Origin of the sequence: Streptomyces luteolifulvus (assembly GCF_008806595.1) — a bacterium.
GTDB classification, from domain to species: Bacteria; Actinomycetota; Actinomycetes; order Streptomycetales; family Streptomycetaceae; genus Streptomyces; species Streptomyces luteolifulvus.
Window position 1 is genome coordinate 63,366 of the sequence record NZ_VZRB01000032.1, and the last position, 25,586, is coordinate 88,951.

Here is a 25,586-nt window from a genome sequence, read left to right on the forward strand (position 1 = left end):
CCACCATGAACCCCGCCAACAAGCGCACCGTTCGCACCGTCCTTCAGGGCGTCGTCATGTTCGCCGTCGCCCTCCCCGCCATCGTGACCGCGTCCGGCATCCCCGAGTCGCTTCCGTGGGTCGCCGGCGCCCTCGCCGTCGCCGGCGGCCTCGCGCGCGTCATGGCCCTGCCCGCCGTCGAGCAGCTGCTCGACCGTGTCGGCCTCGGCCTGGTCGACGACGACCAGGGCGGTAGCGCGTGACTTCACCGCCCCCGCCCGAGTCGGTCGCCGTTGAACTGGAGAAACTACGCGGCACCATGGCCGAGGGGTTCGCCCGTGTCGACGGATCGCTCGCCCTGCTCGTTCAGCGGGGCGACCAGACCGACCGGCAGCTCGCCGACCACGACCAGCGGCTCGACGCCCTCGAACGCGGCCGGTGGCCCCTGCCATCCGTCGCCGCCCTAGTCGGCACCCTCGGCCTCGCTATATCCCTGTGGCAGTTCGCCGCCACGCGATAGAACAACGCCCCCCGTACGGCCGATCATGGCCGTACGGGGGCGCTTCTTCCGTTCCACCGTCGCGCACGACACCCGCCGCGAGTCATGGGTACCGTTCTGGAGAGAGCCCGAACGGATGGAGCCCCGCGCATGCTGGAAGAAGCCGAGGAGATCGGCCGCCGTATTCGCCGCGCGCGTCTGCGCCTTGGCATGCCACAGGCAGACCTCGCCGTCGCCCTGGGAAAGTCCCAGGGGTGGGTGTCGAAGATGGAACGCGGACAAATCGAGATAGACCGTGTTGGCCTACTCAATGCCATCGCGGCCGAGCTGCACGTACACCCCAACGACCTGATCGGACGCCCGTACACGAGCAGCCCCGCCGACAATCAGTGGCAGGTCGCCGCCGGGTCCATCCTGCGCGAACTGCGCCGCTACGACCTCACACCCACGTTCGACGGCACCCCCCGGCCGTCCAGCGAGCTGTGGCGCGATATGACCAGGCTGCACCGTCTACGGGACGCTGCGGCAAACGTCGCCATCCTGGGCGTGCTGCCCGACATGCTGCGCGAGGCCCGCGCCCTCGCCGAAGTCGCCACGGGCCATGAGCGCGAAGAGGCATACGCCGTATACGCCGTCGCCTGCAAGTTCGCCCACACAGCTGCGCATGCCCTCGGACACGCCGAACTGATCACCATGGCCGCCGAGCGCGCGGCATGGTCCGCCCGGTTGTCCGGCGACCCCATCATGCCCGCGCTTGCCGACTGGATGCGTGTCTGGGACATGTGGACAACCGCGGATTGGGACGATTCCCTGTACCTGTCCGACAAGGCCCTCGGTGCCATTCAGGACGATTACGACCACGGCGACCCACTCGCCGTCCGCATGTGGGGATCCCTCCAACTGCGCGCCGCCGTATCGGCCGCCCGAGCGGGCCGGCCGTCCGAATCCGAGGACCGAATCGCACACGCTCGCGCCGCCGCTGACCGTATGAACGGGCGTCAAGGGCCGCCCATCTACGATCGGCACTCCGTGACGTTCTCGCCCGGCAACGTCCAGATTCACGCGATCAGCGTCGCGCTGGAGACCGGCGACCAAACGCGGGCCCTCTCCATCAACCGCCGCACCAGCCCTGACCTAGTCGCTGCGCTGCCCAACTCCCGCCGCGGGCACCACCACATGGACCTCGCCCGCGCATGGCTGTGGGACGGCAACCGCGACAAGGCACTGTCCGAACTGGAGACGGCCGAACACATCGCCCCCCAGCTGGTTCGCAACCATCCGATCGCCCGCTCGACGCTGCGCAGCATTGTCTACAACGAGCGTGCGACCACCCGCGAGAAGCTGCGCCGCATGTCAAACCGCTTCCACCTCGACGGATGAGGGTCGTATTCCTCTGATTCATATTGGCCCCCTGACGCTCTTTTAGCTTCAGGAGCATGAGTCGACGAGGAACCCCCCATCTGCCCTCGCAAGGCGGCGAGTTAGGTACCTCCGCGCCCTTCTACCCCCGACTCGGCGACCTCGCTCGGGACACGTCGAGGGACGGGGAAATCGGCGTCGTCATCGCGCTGCCGGGCGAGGGAAGGAACACCTACCACCTGTGCCCGCCCGGCGGCGGCGACAAGTGGTCGGCGCCCAACGACGGCAACACCTTGCGGCCCGTACAACCCCAGGTCACGCACGTCACGCCTCTAAAGCGCGACGTGACGTACGACGCCCGCGCCCAACACGGCGGCCTGCCGATCACCGTCCACTACGACGACGGCGGCACCGCCGAGTCCCTGCTCGTCCTCGATCCGTCCCAACTGGAGCTGTATCACTACCAGGTTGGACGCATCCTCGCGCTGCGCGACAAGGACCTCGGGGGCCTGCTGTGAGCGGGCGCCACGCCGCAGGCCGCAAGCCCCGGCCGTTACGCGCGTCCTCTTACGCCCCGACCGGGCCCCGCCTTGTCGGCTACCGGTGCGAAGCACTCGCAACCCCTCTTGAAGGCAAGCGCGCGGTCGTTATCGCCGCTCACAACGCCCGCTCACCACGCCTCGCCGCGCGATGGCTGCAAGGGCAGGCCGAACACCTCGCCCGGCACCTCGACCCAGACCCCTTCGCCGCGTGGCTGCACACCGCCCCTCTGGTCATCTCGGGTGACACACACGCCGCCGACGTCCTGCGGACATGGGTCCGTGACCCCGACAAGTACGCGGACGCCATGCAGAAACTCGCCGCGCGCATCTCGTACAACCTCACCGTCACAGACAGCGATGCGCGGTACTCCCTGATTGCGGCCCCCGTACCCGTACGACGCCCCCCACAGTTCCCGCCCCCCGCCGGGTGTCTCCCCTCCCCGGCGGGGGCCGGGTGCCAGCCCGCGGCTGCATACGCCGCGCTGTAGATCACCGCCCTGCGCGGAAAACAGGCTCCCCGCCCGTCCGGACGTTTTCCGGGCAGGCCGGGACTCCACCGCGGCCGAGGTCGCCAACAGGAGGCCCGCCGCGGTGCGCACCACCACGTCCGAAGCACCGTCCAACACAAGGAGGCACGGAACGTGACCACCGCACAGAAGCGCAAGCCGACCGACGCACGGACGCTGATCGGCACGGAACTGCGCGAGACCCTGGTCGACAACATGCGCGCCAAGTTCCCGCAACTGACCGAGGAGAAGGCCGACCGCGGCGTCGGCCAGATGCTCGCATTCCTCGCCGCGTGCGACTACAGCGAGAAGCCGCTCAGCCCCTCGCCTCTCGTGGATGACTTCTGGCACGCCTTCCTGCTCCACACCAAGGCGTACCGCGAGTTCTGCGAGGAGAAGTTCGGCCGGTTCCTGGACCACCAGCCCGGATACCTCGACCCGGAGGAGCACGGGGGCGGCAAGGCTCTCCGGGCCCGAACGGTCGACTCGATCACTCTCGCCGGGTACGAGATCGACATGGAGTTCTGGCCCGAGCTGGACCTCGCCGAGTGCTCGCAGTGCCACGCGAACTGCTCGGACAGTCCGTTCCACCAGTAACAGCGCTCTGTCGGCCTCCGGCCTGTGCCACGCTGTGGCCAGGTTGGGGGCCGACCCCGTTTCGCTCGACCGACGCAGGAGACCGCGGGTGGACCGCATCGAATGGCACGACCTACCAGCAGAAACCCGGGCCGCCGTCGAGCGCCACACGGGCCCAGTCGACCACGCCAAGACCGCGCCGCACGGCGTCATGTCCCGGCTCGCTTGCACGGTCGATGCCCGAACCGGCCGAGCGTTCGTCAAGGGCACCCGAGAGGATGACCTACAGGCGTGGGTGTACCGCCACGAGGCCCAGGTCACGGGATACGCGCCCCGCGCGCCTCGCGCGCTGTGGGAGGCCAACGCCGGCGGGTGGCAGCTGTACGGATATGAACACGTCGAGGGTCGATACCCCGACCTAAAGCCAGGGTCCGACGATCTCGCCGCCCTCGCGCTCACGCTCACCGCTGTTTCCCAAACGCCATGGCCCGAGACTCTGCGTAAGAAGCCGCTTCACACACGGTGGGCCGAGTTCCTACCCGAAGACGGGCCGAGCAGGCTGCACGGCCGAGCCCTCGCCCACACGGACATGTCCCCGTACAACATGCTGGTAACCAACGCCGGCGAACTCCTTCTGTTGGATTGGGCACTCGCCTGCCCTGCCCCTGCATGGGCAGATGCCGCGCTAACAATCCCCCGGCTCATCGCCACTGGGCACACACCAGATCAAGCCGAGGCGTTCGCCAGTGAGATCCCCGCGTACCGGGCCGCCGCACCCGATGCCCTTACCCTCTTCGCGCGCACGCTCTACACCGCGTGGGAGAACTGGGAACGAACGCGCCCCATGCCTCACAGGGCCACCCTCACCGCCGCCGCCCAGACATGGGCCACGTATCGCGAGAAGGGGCGGCACACGGGCACGCATGCCCTCTCCCCCTGACCGGCTGTGCCGCCCCTGTCCCCCGCGGGGGCGGCGCGGTCCCCAACGCAAGCGACCCCGGCACCATGACCACAGGTGTCGGGGTCGCTTACTGCCCCTACCGCGTATCTCCCCAGATCAGAGGCTCATTGGACCTCCGCATGTTTTGGGCACGCTGATCCAGATCACCGCAGGTCACGGCATGCGTGTTTTACATACATTGACTGAGGACCGGCTTCAGCTGCTGGCGCTGTACCGCTGAACGGCCCCTGACGACGTCTCCGAGATGGTGAGTGCCTGCACCAACTGGTCGTTGGCGCCCCGCAGGCGCATGCATCCCTTGATGATCAGCCATAGCGGCAACACAAGCAGCGCAATCGCTGCCGGTTCATACCCCAGACCGAGCACAAGGACGGGCGTAAGAAGCGCGATACCCGCGCTGACCCGGAAGTCGGCTTCAGCGCTTGTCCGCGCAAACTCCTCGTACTTCGCCCGAGTGGAGTGCCGAATCCGCAGAACAAGCTGATCACGTTCAGCAGCGATCTCGTTCATGAGGCGTGTCGTGTCCGCGTCCACATCTCGACCGTCTGCAGCAGCTTGAGCTTTCCCCTTCACCGCGGTGCTCACGTAGTCGCGCAGGTCTGTCATCGCCGAGTCGCTTACCCACCCGATGTTGACGAACCAGAGAGCATTGGCAGCCTTGATCACCGAGTCGGCCCGAACCTCCACCACGGCTCCAACGAGGTATGCCACAAGGCTGACGGCCGCCAGCGAAGCCGGACGGCCAACTGAGTCGGCGAGTACATAGACATCCTTGATCAGGCCACGTGACCTCTCTCGCGCCGGGATGCGCTCGTGGACTGCAAGCCATACCGCTACGAGCCAGATGTAGCCAGCGACAAGAGGTGTTCTGAAGTCTCGTAGACCAGGAAGCAGCTGGGTCAGCACCCCGCCAACAGTAGGGGTCCCCGCACCAGCGGACGGCTGAATGATGGTCATGCCACGAAACCGCACCGTGCCCTACTGAAAAGGCGCCGCAACCTTGGAGAGCTCAGGCGTCTTGTCAGTGCCAGCCCCTCCGGCGAGCGTCTTACAGACATTGTTCCAGAGCAGCGCCCCCGTCCTCAGCGCGAGAACGGGGGCGCCTTGCGGTCTTCCCGCAGGTCAGACAAAGAGTGTTTTACCCACGTTGACTGAGGTCACAGTGAGCACCCGGGCACGATACCGGCACACTGGACGAGGTCCGGTTCTGGATGGGAACCAGACACCATATGCATTCATATACGGTAGGTAGCATGAACATTCGCCGCGTCTCGTTCGACCACCCCGACGCCGTCAAGCTGAACCACGAGGTCCAGTCCGAGTACCACGTCCGCTATGGCGACGGCGGCGACGCCACGCCCCTGGACCCGTCGGACTTCGCCCCGCCGAACGGCGTGTACCTGATCGTGTACGACGAGAGCGACGCCCCCGTCGCCACGGGAGGCTGGCGCACCCAGGACGCGAACGACGAGGGCAACCTGGACGGGGACGCCGAGCTCAAGCGGATGTTCGTCATAGCGCAGGCACGCGGCCGGGGCCTGGCCCGCCGCATCCTGGCCGCACTGGAGGAGGACGCCCGCGCCGCCGGCCGCACCCGCATGGTCCTGGAGACCGGCACCAAGCAGCCGGAGGCGATCGGCCTGTACATCTCCAGCGGCTACGAGCCGTGCGCCAAGTTCGGCTACTACCGCCTCTACGACGAAAGCCGCTGCTTCGCCAAGCAGTTGTGAGCACCTGGGTCGACTCCGTGGCTGGAGTCGACTTCCCGGTATCGGGCGGCGACCCCGGCCGTGGAGGCACTGGAAGCCCGGGCGACACCGTACCGATCAATTCCTGCCAGCCGGTGGCCTGTGGCCTCGGCGGGATACTCGTCGCCGCGCACCCGAGCCCTGGTGTGCCTTCTGGATCCACTTCGTTCGACCCGGCAACCACACCAAGTTGAACCAACATGCACAACATATTCCGGTTCTCTGGCCTCGCCCAACCAGCCACCGGACAGGGCGCAAATCATCCGACATGAAGCCGAGGTTGACATTGAGTCATCACCTCGCAACCTTCTGGCTTTTCCAGGTTCACCTCGGTGATCGTTGTGTCAACTGGGGCGACAGCGCAGGGCCCTGGCACCGGCGCGGCTCTCCGCTGCTTCTGCTGCACCAGCCCGGGACGGGGCTGGTGCGGCGTTCCCTTTTCTGACACAAGAGGCCAGATTCTGTGAAACAAAGTGATTCGTCCGGTCTCCGCGTGAGCGGCCTGTGCTACCGGGTTGAGGGACGGACTCTCCTCGACGGCGTCGAGCTGTCCGTTTCCCCGGGGGAGTCGGTCGCGGTGACCGGCCCCAGCGGGTCGGGCAAGTCGACGCTGCTCATGTGCATCCTCGGCCTGATCACACCGCAGGCAGGCACCATCACCGCCGGGGGCAGGGAAATCACCGGACTCGGATCCGCACGGCTCGCGCAGGCACGGCGGGAGACTCTGGGCATGGTGTTCCAGTTCGGCGAACTCCTCCCCGAACTCACCCCGGTGGAGAACGTCGCCCTGCCGGTCCTGCTCGACGGAGGCCGCCATCAGGACGCCTACCGGCGCGCGGAGGAGCTGCTGGGTGAGCTCGGCGTGCCCACGGGAACCACCCCCACCGGGATGCTGTCCGGAGGAGAGCGCCAACGGACCGCCGTGGCCCGCGCCCTGATCACCGAGCCCGCCGTCCTCCTCGCCGACGAACCCACCGGCGCCCTCGACCCCGAAGCCAAGGAGGGAGTCGCCCACCTGCTCTTCACCACCGCCCGTGACCGGGGCTGCCCACTGCTCCTGGTCACGCACGACCCGTCGGTGGCCGGCCGGGCCGACCGCCGCTATGAGCTCCAGGGCGGGATCCTGGCCGAAGCAGGAGCCCTCTGATGCGAACGAGCATGCGCACCGCGGGCACACTGGTCAGGATCGGCCTGGCCGCGGGCCGCTCCACTCCCGGCGACCGCCTGCGCTGGTGGAGCCTGTTCGGAGCCGCCCTCGCCCTCGCCTTCGTCACCCTGGCGACCGTGGCCACCCTCGCCACCTACGACGGCCGCGAGACCAGGGCAGACGCCAGAGGTGCAGTGATCACCGACGGCAAGCATGGCGCGCTGCTGTACCGGGAGGGTGCCGACTCCGTCGGCAGCCGACCCGTATCCGTCCTCTTTCTCCACCTCCTTACTCCCAAGGCTCCTGTTCCCGCCGGTGTGTCCCGCTGGCCCGAACCGGGCGAGGTACTGCTCTCTCCCGAACTCCTCCGTACCGGACGCTCAGAGGGGATCCTCACCCGGTACGGATCGTTCGCCGGAACCATCACGGCCGATGGCCTGGTCACTCCTTCCGAGCGGATCGCCTATGTCCGGGTGGCGGACGCTCCGCCGAAGGACGACGACCGGTGGATGCACGTGGCCGCCTTCGGTGCCGGCGGCGGAGCGACGGGAGAAATGGCCGATCAGAAGCCGGCGACGTCCACGCTCCTGGCTCTGTGGTCCCTGACCGGACTGCCCACCCTCGCCTTGACCGTGGTCGCCGCGCGGGTCGGCTCCCGTTCTCGTGACCGGCGCAGCGGTCTGCTGCAAGCCCTCGGCGGGACATGGCGGCACCGGATGATCGTCAACGTCGGTGAAGCCGCGTTCCCCGCCGCGTTGGGCACCCTCGCCGCGTTCGTCCCGTATGCCGTCGCCTCCGTGCGGGACATCCGCCTGGGGCCCACCGGATACATCCTCGACCACCGTGACGTGTGGGACGCGTGGCCCACCGCCGCCGGGGCGGCAGTCGTATCCCTGCTGGCCGTGCTGGGCATCGTGGTGGGCACGCACCGCGTTCACCGGGACGGCAGGTCCACCCGCCCGGCCTCTTTCACGTCCCGTGTCCCCGCATGGCGCCTGCTGGTCTGTGGTATCGGTGTCGCGCTGGTCCTGACAAGCCAGTATGTGCCCCAGAGAGCACAGCTTGCCGTGTTCACCTGCGGGACCATCGTGATGTGGGCGTTTCTGTCCTCCGTCGTGGCTCTGCTCACCCGCCACCTGGGCTCCTGGCTCGCCAACAGCGGTAAGCGCAAGGGGCACGCAGGCCGCATGATCGGCGGACGGTGGACCCACGCGCATCCCGGCGTCATCGTGCGCCTGGCTCTGGCCATGGTGATCGGCATCGGGATCGTCGCACAGATGCAGGTGTGGACCAGCAGACTCGGAGTGCACTCGCAGGCAGCGGTCGCCACCCACCAGCGGATCAAGGACACCGTCATCCAGCTGACCACCGGCGGTATGACCGCGGCGCAGACAGATCGGTTCCGCTCGTCCCTTCCGGCCGGGTCGCTTCTGCTGACCCGCGCCTTCCACGATCCGGGGCCGGGGAAAGATCCGTGGGTGACGATCGCAGGGTCCTGCCGAGACCTGCGCACCCTGCACGTGGCCTGTCCCGCCGACACGAAGCCGGCGGCGGCAACAAGCCCCCAAGTGCAAGAGATGCGCCGCTGGTACGGCAACGTCGAGTTCGCCCAAGTCCCCCACGTCACCGTGAAGCCGGACAGCACGGAGTCCCTCCTCGTGGTGACTCCCGAGCCGGGTCAACTCACCGCGGTGAAGCAGGCCGCGTACACGCTTCCCAATCCTTCGGTACAGGTCGAGACACTGGGCGGGAACTGGCTGGGGTCCTCGCGCGCCCACCTGGCGAACTGGATCCAGCTGTTCGGCATCACCGGCATCCTCTTCATCCTCGTGGCCGGTGCGGTCAGCGCGGCAGCCGAATGCGTCCGGATCCGCCATGCTCTCGCCCCGCTCTCCGTCCTGACCGGCCACCGCCGGGTGTTCCGGTCCGTGAGCTCATGGCACCTGACCGTGCCTTTGCTCATCGCCACGGTCCTGACCGGGGCCGTGACCGCATGGCACTCAGTGTTCTTCATCTCGCTGGTGCAGGAAGGCTCTGTGTCCTGGACGGTGCTGGCAGCAGGCATCACGACATGTGCCGTGGTCTCGCTCACCGTCGGGTTCCTCGGCGCGCGTGCCGCGGCGCGAGAGGCCGACCAGTGGAGGCCCGCCGCAGACTGAGCGCGAGGAAACTCCTCCTGAGACGCCGCTTTGCGAAGCCTCCGCGACAACCCGAAGTGCCCCGTCCGCCCGGCGTAGTCGGTCGGGGCCTGCCGGACCTGACGGTTGCCGATGACCTGTCAGAGAACCGCCCCGGTGCGGTTGTTCTTGAGACGATCTTTCATCGGCGGGTCCGCCCGGGCCAGGTCCGGCGCATCCGCCTGTACGGCATGCCAAAGCCCCTGCCGGAGATCCCCGGCAGGGGCTTTGAGCTGCGTGGGGTGTTCACAAGTGGACCTCAGCAGCGACGTCTCAAGCCGTTAAAGATCGCTTCCCATTCACCAGCTGATCGTTTCCCGACGCTTGGGGCTGGTAGGTACGTGCAGCCCCCGGGCGTGGTGGGACGGATGCTGTTACAGGTTCCGGACGTGATCCCATTGAACTTCTTTCTGTGAGGGGCCGTCGTACACCACGTACGACGAACTCACACGGCGAGCGCCGGCGTAGGACTCCGGCGCTGGAAGAAGGGAACCATGACAGCCAGGCTCAACCGCGCCGTCCGTCGCACCGGCGCCAAGAAGGCGCAGGTGCACTCGCGGACCGACGCGGTCAACATGTCCGCTTCCGCCGCGAGCAGCCGTTGCCGCACGGGCGAACCGCCTTACAGCTGGGGCTCCGCGCACGGCAGCCGCCCCGACCCGCAGGCCACCAACCAGCAAACCCCGGCCGTGCGGCCGCCAAACAGCGGCGGGCACACCCTGAACATCCTGTCGGTCCCCGCGAACACCCCGGACACCCGCCGTTTCACCCCGGGCAAGGCCCAGATCACCCCGCCGGACGAGACCATGCATGTCACCCTCGACCGGCCCTACGGCGGCGCCCTGTGGTGCCAGGCCGGCGCCGCCTCCAGCCCCGAGACCTCTGTCAGACCCATCGACGTGGGCTGACCTCACCGCGCCCAGGCCCGTCGGCGACGCCGAACCTGCTCTATTGATGCTCCGACCTCGAACTGCCTGCGGGTCGCCTGCTGGTCTCCCGGCACTCGGACGGCCCGGCACTCCGGCGCCGCGACCCGGTGTCTCTTCCCTCTCCCGGTGAGACCGGGGCGCTTCTGCGTGTGATCCCGCCCAGGGGACGGGCCCGACCCAAGCGGTCCCGTGCTGCCCACCGCGGCCACGGTGCCGCCCATCGACGACGACAGGACCAACTCAGGTGAGCTCTATGCCTTCTCCCGACGCCCCCGAAACCATCGACGAGATCCGCAGCCGTTACTTTCCCGTGCGGTTCCCGGGCGCGGGCAGCGGAGTCGGCCGGTGCGTCGACGAAGCGACGTTCCGGGAGGCGGTCGGACAGATCTACGCATCCGTCTTCCCCGAGCGGGACGCCTACCCGTACCGCCCCAAGTCGGATGAACTGGTCGCGGAATACCGGAGGCTCCACCAGGAACGGATTCTCATCGAGGACGCGGACGGAAAGTTGATGGGGTGGCTGAAGGGCCGGATGGCGGACCCCGACACCTTCTACCTGGGCACGAGCGGAATGCTGCCCGAATATCGCGCACAGCGCATCGCCGCCCTCTGCTACACCAAGCTGCTGGAGTACCTGCAGGCACTCGGATACGAGCGGGTGACGTCCGAGCACCACCCGAGCAACCGCACCGCGATGATCTTCCAGCTCAAGCACGGATTCAGCATCGAGGGCATGAGCCTGGACGAGCGTTGGGGACCGATGGTCAAGCTGGTGCGCTTCTTCGACAAGGACCGCCAGGCCGAGTTCGACCGGCGTTTCGGCTTCGAGCAGTACCCGAAGGGGGCCTGACCGTGCCCTCCGCCCACGCGCCGCACATCCGGCCCACGGCCGATGCCTGACCCACCGACAGGGCGCCCGTGGTCACCTCCCGCGAACGGGCGGCGACTCCCTACGAGCGTCGCGTCCGGGGCTGTGTCCGCGCAGGGCGCCACCCATGTCCCGCCCCCGTCCACGCCCTGCCCCCACTCAGCGACCCGATGAGGAAGCGTGCACATCACCTACCTGCTCGCCACCAGCAGCAACGCCATCTACGACGGAAAGTACAGCCAGGGCGGCCGTTACCACACCTACGGCCAGCAGAGTTTCGTCCTCGACCTGCTAGGGACGATGGGCAGGGCAGGCTACACCGTACGGCTCGTCGTCGACGCTCCCTCCAGGTTCGCCCTGACCTCGACATTACGCGGCATGGACTCCGTCACCGTGACGGAGGAGATCGATCCGTCGAGCAAGACCGATCTGATCCTGGTCGACGAGGTGCCCGACGAGATGCTGATGCGATTCGACGAGCACATACCGGCGTTCAGGATCGTCCACCATGCGGGACGGCGCTCATCCGACTACCTTGTCGGGCGCTGCGAGCGCTTCCTGTGCATGACGGAGAATGCGCTGTCGCTGCAACGGAAGTACCTTCCCCCGGATCGGGCGGTCCTCGTCCACCAGGGCGTCGACCTGGAGCGATTCCCCGCCGTCCTCGGCAAGAGCCGCCCGGCGCGACCGCGGGTCCTGCTCTACTGCCGGCTGGACGCGGGGCGCGAGGCTGTCCTCGGCCAGGTCATCGAGAACATCGACCGCGAGGAGCTCCTGGTGTACGTGGCGGGCGACGGCCCGGGATTCTGGGAGACCAGCGACCGCTTCGGCAGCGAGATCATCCTCATCAACCACGTGCAGTGCCAGTCGATACCCAACCTGCTCGGGGAGATGGACGTGGTCATCTCGCTCGGGCGCGGTGCGATGGAGGCAATGGCGACGGGGATACCGACCCTCTGCGCGGGCCACCGCTACGCCGGCCTCATCACGGCGGACAACATCGGCTCTCTCCTGCGGTACAACCTCACGGGCCTTGGCGGCGACCGGGACCCGTCCCTCGTCATGACGGACATCCGCGAGGCACTGGACAGTGACCGGCACGGTGTGCGGGCGCTGGCGGAAGCGCGATTGTCGGCCGACGCCTTCGTGGAGAGCGTGTCCGCGCTTTACGCACAGGTCGCTGGATGACGGGAGAGAAAACGGGCGGGACGGCGCCAGGACCGGGCGACGCGACGCCGGACGGGACGGCGGACTCGACGCCCGGGGCACGTACGCCGCGGCTCCTCGCGTCCCGCAATCCGCGGCTCTACTACGCCGGGTTGATCGTCTCCCAGGTCGGCACCAACGCGCAGCTCGTGGCGCTGGGCTGGTTCACGTACCAACTCAGCCGCGACGCGATCGTGCTCGGCGTCGTCACCGCGGCGCCGATCCTCACAATGCTGCTGCTCAGCCAGGTGGGCGGTTTGGCCGCGGACCGCTTCCCGCCGCGCCGGGTCCTACTGTGCACCCACTCCCTTCTCGCTCTACTGACCCTGCTGCTCGGTCTGTTGGCACACAGCGGCTCGATCGCGGTATGGCACCTCGTGCTCAGCGCGCTCTGCGTCGGCAGCATCAACGCGATCGGTCTGCCGACGGAGCAGGTCTTCGTCTCGGAAGTCGCGGGGGACGCCCTGCTCAGAAAGGCGGTCACGCTCAACAACGTCATCCTCAACCTGTCGTTGGTCGTCGGCTCCGCCGCGGCGGGACCCCTCCTGGGGGCGATGGGCCTGGGCGGGGTGGCCCTGCTGAACGCGCTCTCCTACCTGACGATGGTCACGGCGCTCCTCCTCGTTAGCCCGGCGCGACTCCACGTCCGTCCCCGACGGCCCGGCAGCCGCCCCCGGGTGCGCGGCGCCTGGGGGTATGTGCGGCACAGTCCCGGCCTCACGGTCCTACTCGTCGTCATCGGCATCGTCGGCCTCTTCGGTACGAGTCTCCCCTCGCTGCTGCTCCTGCTCTGTTCCAGCGAACTCACGGCGCAGGCCGAGGCGTACGGCATCCTGCTCGCTGTCACGTCCGTCGGTTCCCTCGTCGGCGCCTGGCTGACCTGGCGTACCAAGGTCGCGCTCGGCACGGTCCTGGTGGCCACCCTCCTGCTCGGGATACTCGAACTGGCCACCGCGGTCATGCCGTCGCTGCTGACCCTGGGCATGGTGCTGCTGCCGGTCGGAGTGGTCTCGCTCGTCCTGCGGGCGGGCCTGCTCAGCCTGGCGCAGCTTCAGACACTGCCGGAATTCCGCGGCCGGGTGATGGCGATCTTCCAACTCGTCTACCGTGCGGGCTGGTTCCTCGGCACCCTGCTCGCAAGCTGGCTGGCACAGACGTGGGGCCCACGCCCGGTGATCGCGTTGGGCGGGGCGGCAGTGACGCTGCTCGTCGGGGCGGTCGTACTGTTGATGACGGCGTCCCGCGCCATGTCGGTGTCGCTGGTCGCACAGCGCGTTCCCCACATCAGCATCGCCCTGGCACCACACCCCACGGGCCGCCACCGACGCCCTCCACCCCACATGGCCACGGATCAGTAAGAACGGCTCGGGCGGCACGATCGACGAGATGAACCGGCCGCGTGGAGCGAAGGACGCCCAGCTGCGGATCCCCCCGAGCGAGCCGGAAGTCGGGACACTGTTCACCGGCTGGGGCGGCGAACTGGCCACCTGCCGCAAGTTCGCCCCTACCGCCAGGAACTACACCGCCTCGAAGCTGATGTCCCAGGTCGGCCTGCGGGTGAGCGAGGCATGCAAGCTCGACTTGGCCGACATCAAGTGGGACTTGGGCCGCTTCGGCAAACTCCACGTCCGCCATGGCAAAGGCGCCCGCGGATCGGGGCCGCGTGAGCGGATGGTGCCGCTGATCAGCGGCGCCGACCGGACGCTTCGATGGTTCATCGAGGACGTCTGGGGCCAGTTCGACGACGACCACACACGCCCTGGTGCCCCGCTGTTTCCCTCCGAGCGCAAGAACACCGACGGCTCCTCCCGCCGGGTGGGCGACGACGCCCTGCGAAGCGGGCTCAAGGTCGCGGCCAAAGCGCACCTGCCGGGGTGGGGCGAGAAGCTGACCCCACACGTCCTGCGGCACTTCTGCGCGTCCCAACTCTACGGAAACGGGCTCGACTTGCTCGCAATCCAAGAGGTTTTGGGGCACTCCTGGATCGCCACGACCATGCGGTACATCCACGTACGGCAGACCCGGGTTGAAGACGCCTGGGTCGCCGGGACGGAACGGGCCGCGAAGCGGCTGGAAGGACTGGTCCGATGAGGTGGAACCTGCGGCTGACCGCCGCGAACAAGGGCGTCTGGAAGGCATCCGAGCTCCAGCGGAGCCTGGCCGCGCACGGCTTGGTGATCTCGGCCGGGAAGATGTCCGGGCTGTGGTCCGGCCAGCCGGTCTCGCTCAAACTGGAGGACTTGGATGTCATCTGCGTCGTGCTCGGCTGCGAGATCGGCGATCTGCTGATCCCCGAGCCGGAGAAAGTCCGGCGCCCCGGCGAGGAGACCGGCCGGCAGGCCGCCACTGCGGCTGGTCCGGCCCCGGTGGTGGTGCCACGTCGCCGTGACGGCCGGTCTCTGCCACCGATGTGATGGCCTACGTTCTGCCTGCGGGCAAGTGCAAACCGCCAGCCAGCTGCCCGACCTGCTTCGGCTGGGGCGTGCTGCCCGGCCGGCCTGCGGCGCCTGCGAGAGCTTCCGCCGCAACGAGGAGCCCGCCGACTGCAGCGGCTGCCGGCGAACCGTGCGGTTGAAGAAGGGGTACTGCCGTCTGTGCTGGCATCAGGCAAGCCAGGACGCCAAGGGCCAAGTCACCGTGCTGGAACCCTACTTGGAGAAGGTGCAACATCATCAACTGTTCTTCACCAACCTTCACCGTCCGCGTCAGCCCGGCCCTCCCAGAGGCAAGCAGGGACGACGCCGCGGTCGCCCGCGCCACCCGGACCCGGCCCCCGCCTACCGGCCGCTCTCCGGCTGGCTCCAGCCGCCCCTGTTCGAGGCCCGCCGAGATTTCACCCGGTTCAATCGCCAGGAACATGCCCGGCTCGACAACCCGTGGCTGGCCTGGGCCCGGCATACCGCACATCGTCTCGGCGAAGCCCACGGCTGGCCTCGCCGTGTCCGCCTCGACGTCGGCCGAGCCCTGGTCATCGTGCTGTCCGGCCATGTCAACGGCGAAGTCGTACGGCACTCCGAGATCTTCCCGGCCCTGCGATCGCGCGGGCTCAGCGTCGAACGCACAGTGGAAGTACTCGCCGACATCGGCGTCTTCCAAGACGACCGGACGCCGTCATTCGAACAGTGGCTGGAGCGCAAGCTCGACGGCATCGCCCCGGAATCCGCCGCGACGTTGAGCACTGGGCCCGCCTCCTGCAGCCACGACGACAGCGCTTGCAGCGGGCCGGGCTGCGGGTGCAGCGGCCAGCGCCGGACCTCGTTCACGTCAGCTCGCGCTCAAAGAGGCGGCGCCGTTCGGTCGGGCCGGCGTACGGCGCGAGCAACAGGGTGCGCTGATTGATGGCTTCCTCACCGGACTCGATCGCTGCGACGGCGGCATCGGTGAGCAGGTGGGCCAGCTCACCGATTGTGCCCTCGCTGCGGGTGAGCAGGTAGCCGGCCATCTCGGCGGTGGCGATCGGCGAGGGTCTGCGCAGAGCGAACGACGCGGCGAAACTCGCCAGCAGCGAGCAGGCGTCGACGTCGGCCTCCCATCGTGCCAGCGTCAGCGGCGCGAACCGGTTCTCCAACTGGTCGTCCGCGCGAATGGCCAGGTAGTCGTCCCGGGTGCCGACGCCGACCAGCGGGATGCGCAGCTCATTGCCCAGATACCGCAGCAGGTTCAAGCACTCCCGGCGCTTGTCGCCGCTGCCGCCGAGGACGTTGTGCAACTCGTCGATCACCAGCACCCGCACCTCAGCCGCCCGCAGCAGCCGCAGTACCGCCTGTTCCAGGTCGGCCACTCGGTAGCGGGCACGCAGCGGCGCGCCGAGCGCGGCCAGCATCGCGGTGTAGAAGCGGATCACCGACGGCTCGGACGGCATCTGCACCACCAGGACCGGGATCTCCTCGCGATCCGGATGCGACACCGGAGGATGGCCGCAGCGGAACTTCTCCACGATCATCGACTTGCCGTTGTTGGTCGGCCCGATCAGCAACAGGTTCGGCATCCGCTGCTTGGACGGCCACGACAGCAGCGTCTCCAGCCGCCCAAGGGCCTCGGTGGCACGCGGATAGCCGATCCACCGGTCCGCCCGGACGTAGCGCAGCCGCTCCGCATCCGGCAGCCGCGCGATCTGCTGCGCGGCCGGGCGCAGATGCGACAGGTCCACCGCAGCGTCCTCGTCCTCGTTCACCACTGCTCGATCACCTCGAACGGCCTGGCCACAGCCTTGCTTTCCTGGCCCACGTCGGAGGTGGGCGCGTTCGGAGGCGTCAGCTTCGGCTGCGGCCGGGAGGGTGCCTCGGTGCGACGCTGTCGGTCACGGCGGGCCTTGCGGGTGGTGGTCGCGGCGGTGTCGGTGATCTCCCGCATCTGCGCCACCATGGCGAAAAGGGCGTTCTCGTCGACCTCCGCACGGCCCAGCTCGCGCAGCTGCCGGGCGGCGGCCTTCTGCTCCCACGCGCTGATCGGCGGTCGTGACAGCGTCCGATAGGGGACCTCCACATACGCGGTGCCGTCCGGGTCCAGGGCCCAGATACGGCTGATGTCACGCGGATCGCGCCGCAGCACGAACCGGCCCCACCGCTCGCGGTGGGCGATCCACGGTTTGAGCGCGTCGCTGTAGTACTGCACGTGGTCGATCACGAACCCCGACCGCGACAAGGTCCTGCGGATCACCGGCAGGAAGTCCACCAGGAAGGCGGTCTCGTTGGTCACCGTCACCAGCGGTCCCGACGCGGCGGCCTTCTCGGACCAGACCCCGGCCGGAGGGCGGCCCAGTGTCTCGTGGACCTGGCCGTGATAGCAGGCCACCGCCAGCGCCAGCCAGCCCTGCAACTCCCGTACGGTCAGTACGGCCTTGCCGTCGCTGTCGTAGGTGCCGCGCTCGGCGGTGCTGGAGAACGTGGTGCCCGGCAGTTCGTGCACGAGCTGCATCATCGTGCCGATCAGACGCTCGACGATCCCGCCGAAGTGGGGCTGGCCGGGCGGCCGGTAACGCAGTTTGATGCCGTGCTGGTCGCAGCCGCGGCGCAGGGCCTCGCTCTTGAACTCCGCCGCGTTGTCCAGGTACAGCTCGCGCGGCTTGCCGCTCATCGGCCATGCCGCCTCCACGCCCAGCCGCTCCAGCCACGGCCGCTTGTCCATCGCCGTGTGGGCCAGACACAGCCCGACCGAGGTCGCCGACGGCGCCTCCAGCGTCACCACCAGGCCCACCACACACCGGCTTGCCACGTCGATCGCCGCAGTCAGATAAGGACGGCCGATCGGCAGCCGGTGCCGCTCGTCGACCACGATCACATCCACCGGCGTGTGGTCGACCTGGATTTGCTCCAGCAGCCCGGTGACCGCCGGCGGCACACCCCCGGCCGACCGGAGAGGACGAACCGCCTCTCTTCCTTCGCGTCCCGAGACCGAAGCCACCGGGTCCAGCCGCTCGATCCGCCGCTGTATCGACCCCCGCGAAGGAGACCGCAGGCCACGAGCCCGGCATTGGCGCATGATCTCCTTGTAGACCGCCGCCACCGAGCGGCGCTGCCGCGTCAAGTACCGGGTGCGTAGCGCTTCCTGGACGATCGTCTCGACCTCAGCAGACAGGCGCCTGCCGCCGCGGCCTCCGCCGGAACGGCCAGGCAGCAGGTCCGACACCACTCCCTCACCGGCGCGCCATCGTCCAAGCAGGACGTACACCTGACGCCGGGAGACCCGCAGCCGCTCGGCAGCCTCATCCGCCTCGGCCAGCCCCACTGTGTCCTTCGCCGCGAGCGGCCCGATCACCTCGGCCTGCCGCACCGCGGTCTCCCATATCTGGGTCGGCGCGGTCAGCACCCGCGCTCGGCCACCGGTTCCTCTGCCATCCGGAAGTCCCCGTCACGAACACGACTACGGACAACTCGACCGTAGCGCAGGCGACTTCGGCGCGTCCGGCGCGTTCGCAATTCCCTGCACGCGACAGCGAATCACCAGCTCACCGGTGCACGCGAGTTCGGAAACTGACAGGTGGCACGTTTTCGATCTTGCTCCGGGAAAGGGTCGTTTGTGAGAGGCCCCGCTGATCAAGGACTCGCCCGATCCTCGATCATTCCTCGGCGGTCAACCCTTGCGGCGGGCCGGAGGCCAGGACGCTGGTGACGAAGTTCGCCAACTGTGACCGCATTCTTTCCCGCGGAATGCGCTCTTCTCCGGCCAGGTGCTCGACGAGGTCGGCTCGTGTGGCGGCGAGCAGGGCGTGGGCGGTGAAGTCGCTGTCGGTCAGGCCGGGGACCTGCTCCAGTACGGCTCGGAGCAGGCTGTGCCACCGCCCGTAGTGCTCCGCCCGGTACGGGCTGCTGCTCCCGCCTTCCTCCAGGGCCAGCGCGAGGCGCCGGTTGTCGAGTTTGAAGCACAGGACAGCATCGAGCAGGGCGGGTACGCGATCCCGCGGTGGGGTCGCGGGCCCCAGGGGCGGTGGGCCGACCTCGACGGCCTGCCTGATCGGTTCCAGCCGTGCCTCGTACAGCGCGCGGAGCAGCCCGGCGCGATCGCCGAAGGCCCGGAAGAGCGTGCCCTTGCCAACGCCGGCCGCCGCAGCGATGTCGGCCATGGTGACGTCCTCGGGACTTTCGCAGCGGACGAAAAGGGCGTCAGCGGCCGCGAGCACGGCCTCCCGGTTACGGGCGGCGTCCTTGCGGGGCCTGCGCTCGGGCATGCCGCACCTCCATTTGCAAAGCGGACTCGTGGTCCGTATCGTCAAAACGGACCCAGGGTCCGGATTCTATGATTTGGAGGATACCGATGTCCGCACCGACCTCCCCGGCGGATCTGTACCGCCACAGCCTGCGACTGCTGCTCGACAAGGACATTCCCGCGTGGGTGGCCCTGTGGGCCGAGGACGGCCTCATGGAGTTCCCCTTCGCCCCCGACGGCTGGCCCCAGCGTCTGGAGGGCAAGGAGGCCGTCGCCGCCTATATGCGCCACTACCCCGACCACATAGATCTGCACGACTTCCCCGACCTGCGGATCCACCAGACCACCGATCCACAGACCATCGTGGTCGAGATGCGCGGCGTCGGCCGCTTGGTGGAAAGCGACGCCCCCTTCGACATGACCTACATCGCCGTCGTGACCGTACAAGAGGGGCATATCACCTCCTACCGTGACTACTGGAACCCCCTCGCCGTCCAGGAACCCGGCACCGACTTCACCGGGAGCAGCCGATGACCACCACCGGCACCACACTGGTCATCGGCGCCACCGGCACCACCGGAAGCCGCACCGCCGCACAGCTGACGGCCGCGGGTCAGCGCGTCAAAGCCGCCAGCCGCCGGGCCACCCCGGTCGCCGGCACCGAGCCGGTCCCCTTCGACTGGTACGACCCCGCCACTCACGCTGCCGCCCTCGACGGAGTCGACCGCGTCTACCTCATACCGCCCCTGGGCGACTCCGACCCCGCGGCGATCATGTTGCCGTTCCTCCATCAGGCCCGCACCGCCGGCGTGCACCGCGCGGTGCTGCTGAGCTCCTCGGCCATCCCCGAGGGCGGTCCGGCGGTCGGAACGGTGCACCAGGCCCTGCCCGATCTGTTCGAACAGTGGACGGTACTGCGGCCCTCCTGGTTCATGCAGAACTTCACCGGCACGCACGCGCACGCTCGCAGCATCCGCGACGAGGGCATCATCTGGACCGCCACCGGAAGCGGCCGGGTCGGCTTCGTCGACGCCGAGGACATCGCAGCCGTCGCCGTCTGCGCTCTGACCGACGAGCAAGCCCCCAACACCGATCTCCTCCTCACCGGACCCGAGGCACTCTGCTACGACGACATCGCCGCGATCATCACCGAGGTCACCGGTCGGCCCGTGGTCCACCGCCGTCTGTCCTACGAGCAGATGCGCGATCGCCTCACGACGCAGGTGCCGACGGAGTTCGCCGCAATGCTGGCCGGCATGGACCGTGCCATCGCCGAAGGCACGGAGGACCGCATCACCGACACCGTCCAGCGCCTCACCGGTCGGCCCTCGCGCACCTTCCGGGCCCTCCTTGAGAGGGAGATGCGATGCAGCAGCTGATGTTCCAGGACGACCAGCAGTTGTGGTTCGAGACCCTGCGTAATCTCGGCCTGGCCGTCTACGGAGGCTCGGACGTCGGTGAAGTCGTTACAACCGCCTCCCAGGTCACCTCCGGCGACTACGACGGCTGGCACGACGCCTGGCTGTCCACCGCCAAGCGTCTGGAGGCCGAAGCTCGCGCAAGCCACCCCGTCAGCGCGCGGGACGGGCTGCTGCGGGCTTCCACCTACTACCGGGCGGCCGAGTTCTTCCTGCATGGCAACCCGCACGACCCGCGCATCGACCACGCTTACCAGCGCGGTGTCGCCTGCTTCCGTGATGCCATCGCCCACCTCCCGGGTATCACTCCCGTGGAGATCCCCTATGAGGACGCCGTATTGCACGGCTACTTCTACCGGGCGGCAGGCGAGGGCCCGAAGCCGACGCTGGTGATGCACAACGGATTCGACGGCGCCGCCGAAGAGCTGCACTTCTTCGGCGCCGTCGGCGGACAGGAACGCGGCTACCACGTCCTGACCTTCGACGGCCCCGGGCAGCCCGCGGCCATCCACCGGAACGGGCTGGTTTTTCGACCGGACTGGGAGAACGTGGTCGGCCCCGTCCTGGACTTCCTCACCCAGCACCCGGGCGTCGACCCCGCCCGCATCGCGCTGCTCGGCGTCAGCCTCGGCGGCTACCTGGCGCCTCGTGCGGCAGCCTATGAGCGGCGCCTCGCAGCTGTCATCGCCCTCGACGGTGTCTTCGACGCCGTCTCCGCCCTGACCGCACACCTCCCGCTGCCGCACGACGAGGTGGTCCGGCGCGCGGCAGCCAAGCACGACAGGGAACTGGACCAAATCATCGCCGACGCCCGTGCGCAGAGCCCGACCTTGCGCTGGGCCTGCGACCATGGCCGCTACGTCACGGGGACCTCGACCGACAGGGCCTTCCTGGCCGAGTACGCCCGCTACAACTTCTACGACGGAAGCGCGGAGAAGATCTCTTGCCCCGTCCTGGTATGCGAAGCAGCCGCCGACCTGTTCTACTCCACCTCTGGAGAGCCCGATCCTCGCAAGCTGTACCAGCACCTCACAGCACCGAAGAAACTCCTGACCTTCACCGAGGAGGAAGGCGGCGACGCTCACTGCCACCCCGGTGCTCTTCGCTTGGCGGTGGCGCGCATCTTCGACTGGCTCGACAACACGATCTGACGCCTGAATCTTCCGCCCCTTGTTCATGCCGCCCCAGAACCCGGTCTCCTGCCTCGCGGCCGCTCCGAGGGCCGGGCACGCTCACGGCCCGGGCGAGGCAGACCCGGAGTTCGAGGTGAACCAAAGCGGCCGTAAGGCTCGCGTAGGGCCACACCAGCGGGGAGACGTTCTGCGCTCCGCATCGGTGCGGCACTTGGGCCACCGACGCCTCGACTCACCGTCACGCACAAGGCAGTCCGGCCCGCAGTCATAGGCGGTGACTCCGGGCCGGACCGCTTTCGACTGCACGGGCCCGCGGCTATCCGTGCTCGCCATCGTCCATCTCGTCGTCGCTGTGCGGGTCGCGTAGCTGCCGCAGTCCCGGAGCCGGCGGCCGGGTGAAGGCGTAGCGGCCCAGGAAGTTGATGTGGTCGTACTGGAGCGGAGAGAGGCGAGCAAGCAGCTCGTCGGTGACCGGGAAGCCGTCGGCAGCCAACTGCTTGACGGCGGCGTCGATATAGAGGCTGTTGAACAACACCACGGCGTTCAGGGCCAGACCGAGCGCGCCGAGTTGGTCCTCCATACCCTCGCGGTAGTGCTGGCGCAGTTCGCCGCGTTGCCCGAAGAAGATCTTCCGGGCGAGTCGGTGGCGGGCCTCGGTGACGTTGAGCTGAGCTCCGATCATCCGCCGGTATCCCTCGTCCGAGACGAACTGGAGCAGGTGCAGGGTCTTGAAAATCCGCCCGTAGTGGGCGAACGCGTCTCCCAGCCCCGTCGGCTTGCCGTCCCGGGAGAGCATGCGGATCAGATCGTGGCCCCGGACCTCCCCCAGGGTGAGCGACCCGGCCACGCGGAGCATGTCGCCCCAGTGGGCACGGATGCGGTCCAGGCGGATGGTGTGGTTCGAGACCGGCTGGAGCGGCCCGTAGTCGGCTGCGGTGTTCGTCCGCCACAGCCGCGCATCGGAGATGTCGGCAATCCGCGGAGAGAACTGGTAGCCGCAGATCGCGAACAGGCCGAAGACGATGTCGGAATACGACGCGGTGTCCGTGATGACGGTCTCCGGCTTGGGGCCACCGTCGCGGGCGTGGATGGCGTCCAGGATGAACAGCGAGTCGCGCAGTGTGCCCGGCACGACTACGCCGCCCAGCCCCATCACCTGGTCGTTCACCACGTTCAACCACGTGGCGTCCTTGTAGCGCAGGCCGAAGTACCGGGGGTTCGAACACGCGTACAGGGTCTGCACCGGGACAGTGAAGCGGACCCCGTCGGCGGAGGCGACCAGACCGCCGCCCCATGCCCGTACGACGTCGATCTTCGCCTGTGCCTCGATGAACAGCCCGTTCGCCGCCGAGATGTTCTCCGCCCGGAAGTAGCCCTGATCGACCTGGACCAGGCGGCCTCGGGTGAGTGCTGAGACGCCCGGTTTGACGACCGGGGTCAGGCCCACGTTGCACGCCAGCGAACAGCACCAGCAGCAGCCGGCGCCGCAGCACCGCCTTCGGGACCGCCTCCCTGGAGGCGACCGAGGTGAACTCGCCGGTGAAGCCGGTGTCGAACTCGGCCTCCTTGAGGATGTCGATCAGGTCGATGGTGCCCCAGCGGCGCTCGATCTCCGCCTTCAGCGCCACGAGGTTCTCCGGCTCCTCCTGCTTGCCCAGAGGCGAGACCTTGATCCACGGCTCGCCATGCTTCCTCACGATGTCCACCCCGCCCGTGGTACCCAGCTCCAGCGCCGCGTCGAAGCGGGTCAGAGCCTCGCGCAGCCTTTTCTCCAGGGCCTCGATGAACTTCTCCGGGTCCTGCGGCTGGCGGATCGCGTCGTAGTGCACATCGCGGTTGTCCTCGAAGTCTGGCGGCAGATCGTCCTCCGGGTTCTGCCACCGGTTCGCCCCCGGCACCCAGATCTCCCGCCGCCGCAGCGCATCCCGCAGCGCCACGAGCACACACAGCTCGTACGGGATGCGCTCGACCCGGCCGCGCTCATCCACCACCGCCTTGCGCCACTCCTCGCGCACCACACCGGACAGTGGGATCTTCTCCGCCTCGTCGAAGAACGCACCCTCCTTCGCGATGGGCTGGTCCAGGTACCGCCTGAGCAGGTCGATCGCGTCCAGCACCGGCCGGTAGGCGGTGTTGTTGCACTTCAGCTCCAGCGCGTTCAACAGCGGCGAGAGCATCCGCCGCCAGTGGTTGGAGTACGCCGAGCGCAGCACCGTCCGCACCCGGGCCCGGTAACGCGCCTCGTTCGCCGCGGCCTCCGCCGCCAACGCCTTCAGCGTGGACTCCCCGGCCACCGGATAGATCACCTTGCGGACCGTACCGCCCGGCTCCGCGACCGCCGCCTCCGCCAGCCGCAACAGGATGCCCTCCTTGCCGCGGACCCGCTTGAGCTCCTTGTTGAACTCGCCCTCGACCTTCTTCTCCGCCCGCGTGTTGATCTTCTGCACGAGCTGGATGAACAGCTCCACCAGCGAGTCGGCGATCTCCGTCTCCCGCACATGACACAGCGTCGACAGCAGCGTGTACCGCACCGGCCCGGCCGCCGCCCGCAGGTCCGAGGGATACTCCTTCGCCGCCCGCGCCCGCCAGGCCGCCACCAGCTTCCCCGACACGTCCCCGAACAGCTCTGGCGGAAGCTGAAGCCCGCACACCCGCTGGAGCTTGTTCACCTCCGCCAGCAGGCTGTCCAGCCCCAGCGCGCCCGGGTCCGCCTTCAGCTCGGTGAAGAACGTGCCCCCGCCACCCGCGCTGTCCGCGTCCGCACCGGCGTCCTCGGCGACAGGTCGTCCAGCCGGGACCGGGTCGCCGCCGACAGCCGGCCCACCGTGGCCGCGCAGAACCGTTCCTCGAAGGTGCTGACCGCCTTGCCCACCAGCCGCGCGATCTGCCCTGGGGCCGGCGGCTCCAGCCGATCCTTGCGGCAGCGGGCCACCACCGCCTCCGCGAGCCGGTCCCGGTTCAGCTCCACCCCGCACAGCTCGACCGCCAGCCACTCGGCGAGCTGCGCCTGGTCCTCCTCGGTGCACTCACGGAAGCCGAACGCACCCCGGATCTCCATCCGGTGCCGCTTGATCGCCCGCCCCGACCAGTCGTACGCGGCCCACTCCTCCCCGGGCACCTTCACCTGCTGAGCGACGTACGACACCGCCGGCACCGGGATCTCCCCGGCGTCCTCCGGGAACCGGGCCTCCGCCTCGAAGAACTTCAGCAACAGCGCGAACCCCAACCGATTCGCCCCCGACTTGTTCCGCAGCCGCTCCTGGTCCTCCTCCAGCAGCGTCCAGACCTCGATCAGGTCCTCCGGCTCCCACTCCTGCCGCACCCCGCGCTCCTTCCGATGGTCATGACCGGACCAACCTCGCCGAGCACGGCCCCCGATGACGCCAGAAGATCAAAAAAGCTGACAAGCACACCCCAGATCCGCTACAGAGAGCTACTTGTCACTTCGCCGTAGCTTCGGGAGAACAGGGCCGTGACGTACTTGTCGCCACGCCTGGTGTGGCGCCACACATGCTCGTCGACGCCGATCGCGGTGACGTCGTCGAACCGGCCGGCGTCGTCGATGAGGACGCGCTTGCCCTCGGCCAGAACGGCATCGTTGGCGGTGTTCCAGGCGACCCCGAGCCCTTCGGCGACACGAGCGATGGTGAGGTGCTGGCAGACGATGGCTTCAAGCACCCACCGCAGCCCGCGGCGCGAGAGCTTCGCCCGCGGCTCAGCCGCCTTGGTGGTGTCTTGCCTCCACACGTGCCCACAGTCGATGCAGTGAGGGGCCCTGCGCTTCTCGGACAGCGGCGTTGAGGGTTCTCCTTATGCCGTTGCCTGCAACTCCTCGTACTCGGCGTGGACTTCTGCGGGAGTCTTGTAGCCGAGTCCGGAGTGGAGGCGTTTTC

Annotated in this window: 26 protein-coding genes and 1 pseudogene; 20 read left to right on the forward strand and 7 right to left on the reverse strand. The window is 68.4% G+C overall.

Annotated elements, in window-relative coordinates; genetic code table 11:
- The first annotated feature begins 5 nt into the window (after nucleotides 1-5).
- The 7 genes from F7R91_RS32840 (at nucleotide 6) to F7R91_RS32870 (ending at nucleotide 4,401) form a co-directional block, all read left to right on the forward strand.
- Nucleotides 6-242: a hypothetical protein gene (locus F7R91_RS32840; RefSeq protein WP_150955347.1), complete on the forward strand. Its 237-nt coding sequence runs from the start codon at nucleotides 6-8 to the stop codon at nucleotides 240-242.
- Between the two features lie 56 nt (nucleotides 243-298).
- Nucleotides 299-499 (forward strand): hypothetical protein, encoded by a 201-nt coding sequence (locus F7R91_RS32845; protein WP_408056081.1) that lies wholly within the window; start codon nucleotides 299-301, stop codon nucleotides 497-499.
- A gap of 129 nt (nucleotides 500-628) precedes the next feature.
- On the forward strand, nucleotides 629-1,858 hold the full coding sequence (locus F7R91_RS32850; RefSeq protein WP_150955353.1) for a helix-turn-helix domain-containing protein: 1,230 nt from the start codon (nucleotides 629-631) through the stop codon (nucleotides 1,856-1,858).
- Between the two features lie 56 nt (nucleotides 1,859-1,914).
- Nucleotides 1,915-2,355 carry a hypothetical protein gene (locus tag F7R91_RS32855; RefSeq protein ID WP_191971728.1) on the forward strand — a complete coding sequence of 147 codons (441 nt, stop codon included), beginning with the start codon at nucleotides 1,915-1,917 and terminating at the stop codon, nucleotides 2,353-2,355.
- A complete protein-coding gene (locus F7R91_RS32860) occupies nucleotides 2,352-2,867 on the forward strand; it encodes a hypothetical protein (RefSeq protein ID WP_150955356.1) in 516 nt (171 codons plus the stop codon). Before F7R91_RS32855 ends, F7R91_RS32860 begins: the two co-directional genes overlap by 4 nt.
- A gap of 153 nt (nucleotides 2,868-3,020) precedes the next feature.
- Nucleotides 3,021-3,482: a glycine-rich domain-containing protein gene (locus F7R91_RS32865; RefSeq protein ID WP_150955359.1), complete on the forward strand. Its 462-nt coding sequence runs from the start codon at nucleotides 3,021-3,023 to the stop codon at nucleotides 3,480-3,482.
- A gap of 88 nt (nucleotides 3,483-3,570) precedes the next feature.
- Entirely contained in the window at nucleotides 3,571-4,401 is an 831-nt protein-coding gene (locus tag F7R91_RS32870; protein ID WP_150955362.1) for a phosphotransferase family protein, read from the forward strand.
- Between the two features lie 216 nt (nucleotides 4,402-4,617).
- On the opposite strand, the gene F7R91_RS32875 is transcribed toward F7R91_RS32870, so the two are convergent.
- Nucleotides 4,618-5,379 (reverse strand): hypothetical protein, encoded by a 762-nt coding sequence (locus F7R91_RS32875; protein ID WP_150955364.1) that lies wholly within the window; start codon nucleotides 5,377-5,379, stop codon nucleotides 4,618-4,620.
- 296 nt (nucleotides 5,380-5,675) lie between these two features.
- On the opposite strand from F7R91_RS32875, the gene F7R91_RS32880 reads away from it, so the two are divergent.
- The 10 genes from F7R91_RS32880 to F7R91_RS32925 all read left to right on the forward strand — a co-directional run bounded on the left by F7R91_RS32880 (nucleotide 5,676) and on the right by F7R91_RS32925 (nucleotide 15,836).
- Nucleotides 5,676-6,152: a GNAT family N-acetyltransferase gene (locus tag F7R91_RS32880; protein WP_150955367.1), complete on the forward strand. Its 477-nt coding sequence runs from the start codon at nucleotides 5,676-5,678 to the stop codon at nucleotides 6,150-6,152.
- Between the two features lie 511 nt (nucleotides 6,153-6,663).
- A complete protein-coding gene (locus tag F7R91_RS32885) occupies nucleotides 6,664-7,317 on the forward strand; it encodes an ABC transporter ATP-binding protein (protein WP_225320907.1) in 654 nt (217 codons plus the stop codon).
- Nucleotides 7,317-9,476 (forward strand): permease, encoded by a 2,160-nt coding sequence (locus F7R91_RS32890; protein WP_150955373.1) that lies wholly within the window; start codon nucleotides 7,317-7,319, stop codon nucleotides 9,474-9,476. The genes F7R91_RS32885 and F7R91_RS32890 overlap by 1 nt, the downstream gene beginning before the upstream one ends.
- A gap of 512 nt (nucleotides 9,477-9,988) precedes the next feature.
- Nucleotides 9,989-10,402 (forward strand): hypothetical protein, encoded by a 414-nt coding sequence (locus F7R91_RS32895; protein WP_150955376.1) that lies wholly within the window; start codon nucleotides 9,989-9,991, stop codon nucleotides 10,400-10,402.
- Nucleotides 10,403-10,676: 274 nt separating this feature from the next.
- The gene (locus F7R91_RS32900) at nucleotides 10,677-11,273 is read left to right on the forward strand and encodes a GNAT family N-acetyltransferase (RefSeq protein WP_225320908.1); all 597 of its coding nucleotides are present in this window, start codon (nucleotides 10,677-10,679) and stop codon (nucleotides 11,271-11,273) included.
- Nucleotides 11,274-11,471: 198 nt separating this feature from the next.
- The gene (locus F7R91_RS32905; protein WP_150955382.1) at nucleotides 11,472-12,479 is read left to right on the forward strand and encodes a glycosyltransferase family protein; all 1,008 of its coding nucleotides are present in this window, start codon (nucleotides 11,472-11,474) and stop codon (nucleotides 12,477-12,479) included.
- Nucleotides 12,476-13,855 (forward strand): MFS transporter, encoded by a 1,380-nt coding sequence (locus F7R91_RS32910; protein ID WP_150955385.1) that lies wholly within the window; start codon nucleotides 12,476-12,478, stop codon nucleotides 13,853-13,855. The genes F7R91_RS32905 and F7R91_RS32910 overlap by 4 nt, the downstream gene beginning before the upstream one ends.
- 28 nt (nucleotides 13,856-13,883) lie before the next feature.
- Entirely contained in the window at nucleotides 13,884-14,588 is a 705-nt protein-coding gene (locus F7R91_RS32915; RefSeq protein WP_225320909.1) for a tyrosine-type recombinase/integrase, read from the forward strand.
- On the forward strand, nucleotides 14,585-14,911 hold the full coding sequence (locus F7R91_RS32920) for a helix-turn-helix domain-containing protein (RefSeq protein ID WP_150955388.1): 327 nt from the start codon (nucleotides 14,585-14,587) through the stop codon (nucleotides 14,909-14,911). Before F7R91_RS32915 ends, F7R91_RS32920 begins: the two co-directional genes overlap by 4 nt.
- Before the next feature lie 25 nt (nucleotides 14,912-14,936).
- Nucleotides 14,937-15,836 (forward strand): hypothetical protein, encoded by a 900-nt coding sequence (locus tag F7R91_RS32925; RefSeq protein WP_150955392.1) that lies wholly within the window; start codon nucleotides 14,937-14,939, stop codon nucleotides 15,834-15,836.
- Here F7R91_RS32925 and F7R91_RS32930 read toward each other — a convergent pair.
- The 3 genes from F7R91_RS32930 to F7R91_RS32940 form a co-directional block, all read right to left on the reverse strand.
- Nucleotides 15,757-16,671, reverse strand: coding sequence for a TniB family NTP-binding protein (locus F7R91_RS32930; protein WP_225320910.1), 915 nt, complete (start codon nucleotides 16,669-16,671; stop codon nucleotides 15,757-15,759). The genes F7R91_RS32925 and F7R91_RS32930 overlap by 80 nt on opposite strands.
- Nucleotides 16,668-18,305 carry a Mu transposase C-terminal domain-containing protein gene (locus tag F7R91_RS32935; protein WP_150955395.1) on the reverse strand — a complete coding sequence of 546 codons (1,638 nt, stop codon included), beginning with the start codon at nucleotides 18,303-18,305 and terminating at the stop codon, nucleotides 16,668-16,670. Before F7R91_RS32935 ends, F7R91_RS32930 begins: the two co-directional genes overlap by 4 nt.
- Nucleotides 18,306-18,555: 250 nt before the next feature.
- Nucleotides 18,556-19,164 carry a TetR/AcrR family transcriptional regulator gene (locus F7R91_RS32940; RefSeq protein ID WP_150955398.1) on the reverse strand — a complete coding sequence of 203 codons (609 nt, stop codon included), beginning with the start codon at nucleotides 19,162-19,164 and terminating at the stop codon, nucleotides 18,556-18,558.
- A gap of 86 nt (nucleotides 19,165-19,250) precedes the next feature.
- On the opposite strand from F7R91_RS32940, the gene F7R91_RS32945 reads away from it, so the two are divergent.
- The 3 genes from F7R91_RS32945 to F7R91_RS32955 are packed head-to-tail and all read left to right on the forward strand — an operon-like array spanning nucleotide 19,251 to nucleotide 21,711.
- Nucleotides 19,251-19,676 (forward strand): nuclear transport factor 2 family protein, encoded by a 426-nt coding sequence (locus F7R91_RS32945; protein WP_150955401.1) that lies wholly within the window; start codon nucleotides 19,251-19,253, stop codon nucleotides 19,674-19,676.
- The gene (locus tag F7R91_RS32950; RefSeq protein WP_150955404.1) at nucleotides 19,673-20,521 is read left to right on the forward strand and encodes an NmrA family NAD(P)-binding protein; all 849 of its coding nucleotides are present in this window, start codon (nucleotides 19,673-19,675) and stop codon (nucleotides 20,519-20,521) included. Before F7R91_RS32945 ends, F7R91_RS32950 begins: the two co-directional genes overlap by 4 nt.
- On the forward strand, nucleotides 20,509-21,711 hold the full coding sequence (locus F7R91_RS32955; RefSeq protein WP_150955407.1) for an alpha/beta hydrolase family protein: 1,203 nt from the start codon (nucleotides 20,509-20,511) through the stop codon (nucleotides 21,709-21,711). The genes F7R91_RS32950 and F7R91_RS32955 overlap by 13 nt, the downstream gene beginning before the upstream one ends.
- A gap of 298 nt (nucleotides 21,712-22,009) precedes the next feature.
- On the opposite strand, the gene F7R91_RS32960 is transcribed toward F7R91_RS32955, so the two are convergent.
- The 3 genes and pseudogenes from F7R91_RS32960 to F7R91_RS32970 form a co-directional block, all read right to left on the reverse strand.
- On the reverse strand, nucleotides 22,010-23,152 hold the full coding sequence (locus F7R91_RS32960) for a Tn3 family transposase (RefSeq protein ID WP_150955410.1): 1,143 nt from the start codon (nucleotides 23,150-23,152) through the stop codon (nucleotides 22,010-22,012).
- A gap of 1,254 nt (nucleotides 23,153-24,406) precedes the next feature.
- The gene (locus F7R91_RS32965; protein ID WP_191971731.1) at nucleotides 24,407-25,015 is read right to left on the reverse strand and encodes a DUF4158 domain-containing protein; all 609 of its coding nucleotides are present in this window, start codon (nucleotides 25,013-25,015) and stop codon (nucleotides 24,407-24,409) included.
- A 143-nt stretch (nucleotides 25,016-25,158) separates the two neighbouring features.
- Nucleotides 25,159-25,458, reverse strand: a pseudogene (locus F7R91_RS32970) (ISL3 family transposase); the annotation flags it as partial.
- Nucleotides 25,459-25,586 lie beyond the last annotated feature (128 nt).

What these genes read in the sequence shown, in the direction of transcription:
- F7R91_RS32840 (WP_150955347.1), top strand. Translation starts at nt 6, where the DNA reads ATGAACCCCGCCAACAAGCGCACCGTTCGCACCGTCCTTCAGGGCGTC.
- F7R91_RS32845 (WP_408056081.1), top strand. Translation starts at nt 299, where the DNA reads ATGGCCGAGGGGTTCGCCCGTGTCGACGGATCGCTCGCCCTGCTCGTT.
- F7R91_RS32850 (WP_150955353.1), top strand. Translation starts at nt 629, where the DNA reads ATGCTGGAAGAAGCCGAGGAGATCGGCCGCCGTATTCGCCGCGCGCGT.
- F7R91_RS32855 (WP_191971728.1), top strand. Translation starts at nt 1,915, where the DNA reads ATGAGTCGACGAGGAACCCCCCATCTGCCCTCGCAAGGCGGCGAGTTA.
- F7R91_RS32875 (WP_150955364.1), bottom strand. Translation starts at nt 5,379, where the DNA reads ATGACCATCATTCAGCCGTCCGCTGGTGCGGGGACCCCTACTGTTGGC.
- F7R91_RS32880 (WP_150955367.1), top strand. Translation starts at nt 5,676, where the DNA reads ATGAACATTCGCCGCGTCTCGTTCGACCACCCCGACGCCGTCAAGCTG.
- F7R91_RS32890 (WP_150955373.1), top strand. Translation starts at nt 7,317, where the DNA reads ATGCGAACGAGCATGCGCACCGCGGGCACACTGGTCAGGATCGGCCTG.
- F7R91_RS32895 (WP_150955376.1), top strand. Translation starts at nt 9,989, where the DNA reads ATGACAGCCAGGCTCAACCGCGCCGTCCGTCGCACCGGCGCCAAGAAG.
- F7R91_RS32900 (WP_225320908.1), top strand. Translation starts at nt 10,677, where the DNA reads ATGCCTTCTCCCGACGCCCCCGAAACCATCGACGAGATCCGCAGCCGT.
- F7R91_RS32910 (WP_150955385.1), top strand. Translation starts at nt 12,476, where the DNA reads ATGACGGGAGAGAAAACGGGCGGGACGGCGCCAGGACCGGGCGACGCG.
- F7R91_RS32915 (WP_225320909.1), top strand. Translation starts at nt 13,884, where the DNA reads ATGAACCGGCCGCGTGGAGCGAAGGACGCCCAGCTGCGGATCCCCCCG.
- F7R91_RS32920 (WP_150955388.1), top strand. Translation starts at nt 14,585, where the DNA reads ATGAGGTGGAACCTGCGGCTGACCGCCGCGAACAAGGGCGTCTGGAAG.
- F7R91_RS32940 (WP_150955398.1), bottom strand. Translation starts at nt 19,164, where the DNA reads ATGCCCGAGCGCAGGCCCCGCAAGGACGCCGCCCGTAACCGGGAGGCC.
- F7R91_RS32945 (WP_150955401.1), top strand. Translation starts at nt 19,251, where the DNA reads ATGTCCGCACCGACCTCCCCGGCGGATCTGTACCGCCACAGCCTGCGA.
- F7R91_RS32950 (WP_150955404.1), top strand. Translation starts at nt 19,673, where the DNA reads ATGACCACCACCGGCACCACACTGGTCATCGGCGCCACCGGCACCACC.
- F7R91_RS32955 (WP_150955407.1), top strand. Translation starts at nt 20,509, where the DNA reads ATGCAGCAGCTGATGTTCCAGGACGACCAGCAGTTGTGGTTCGAGACC.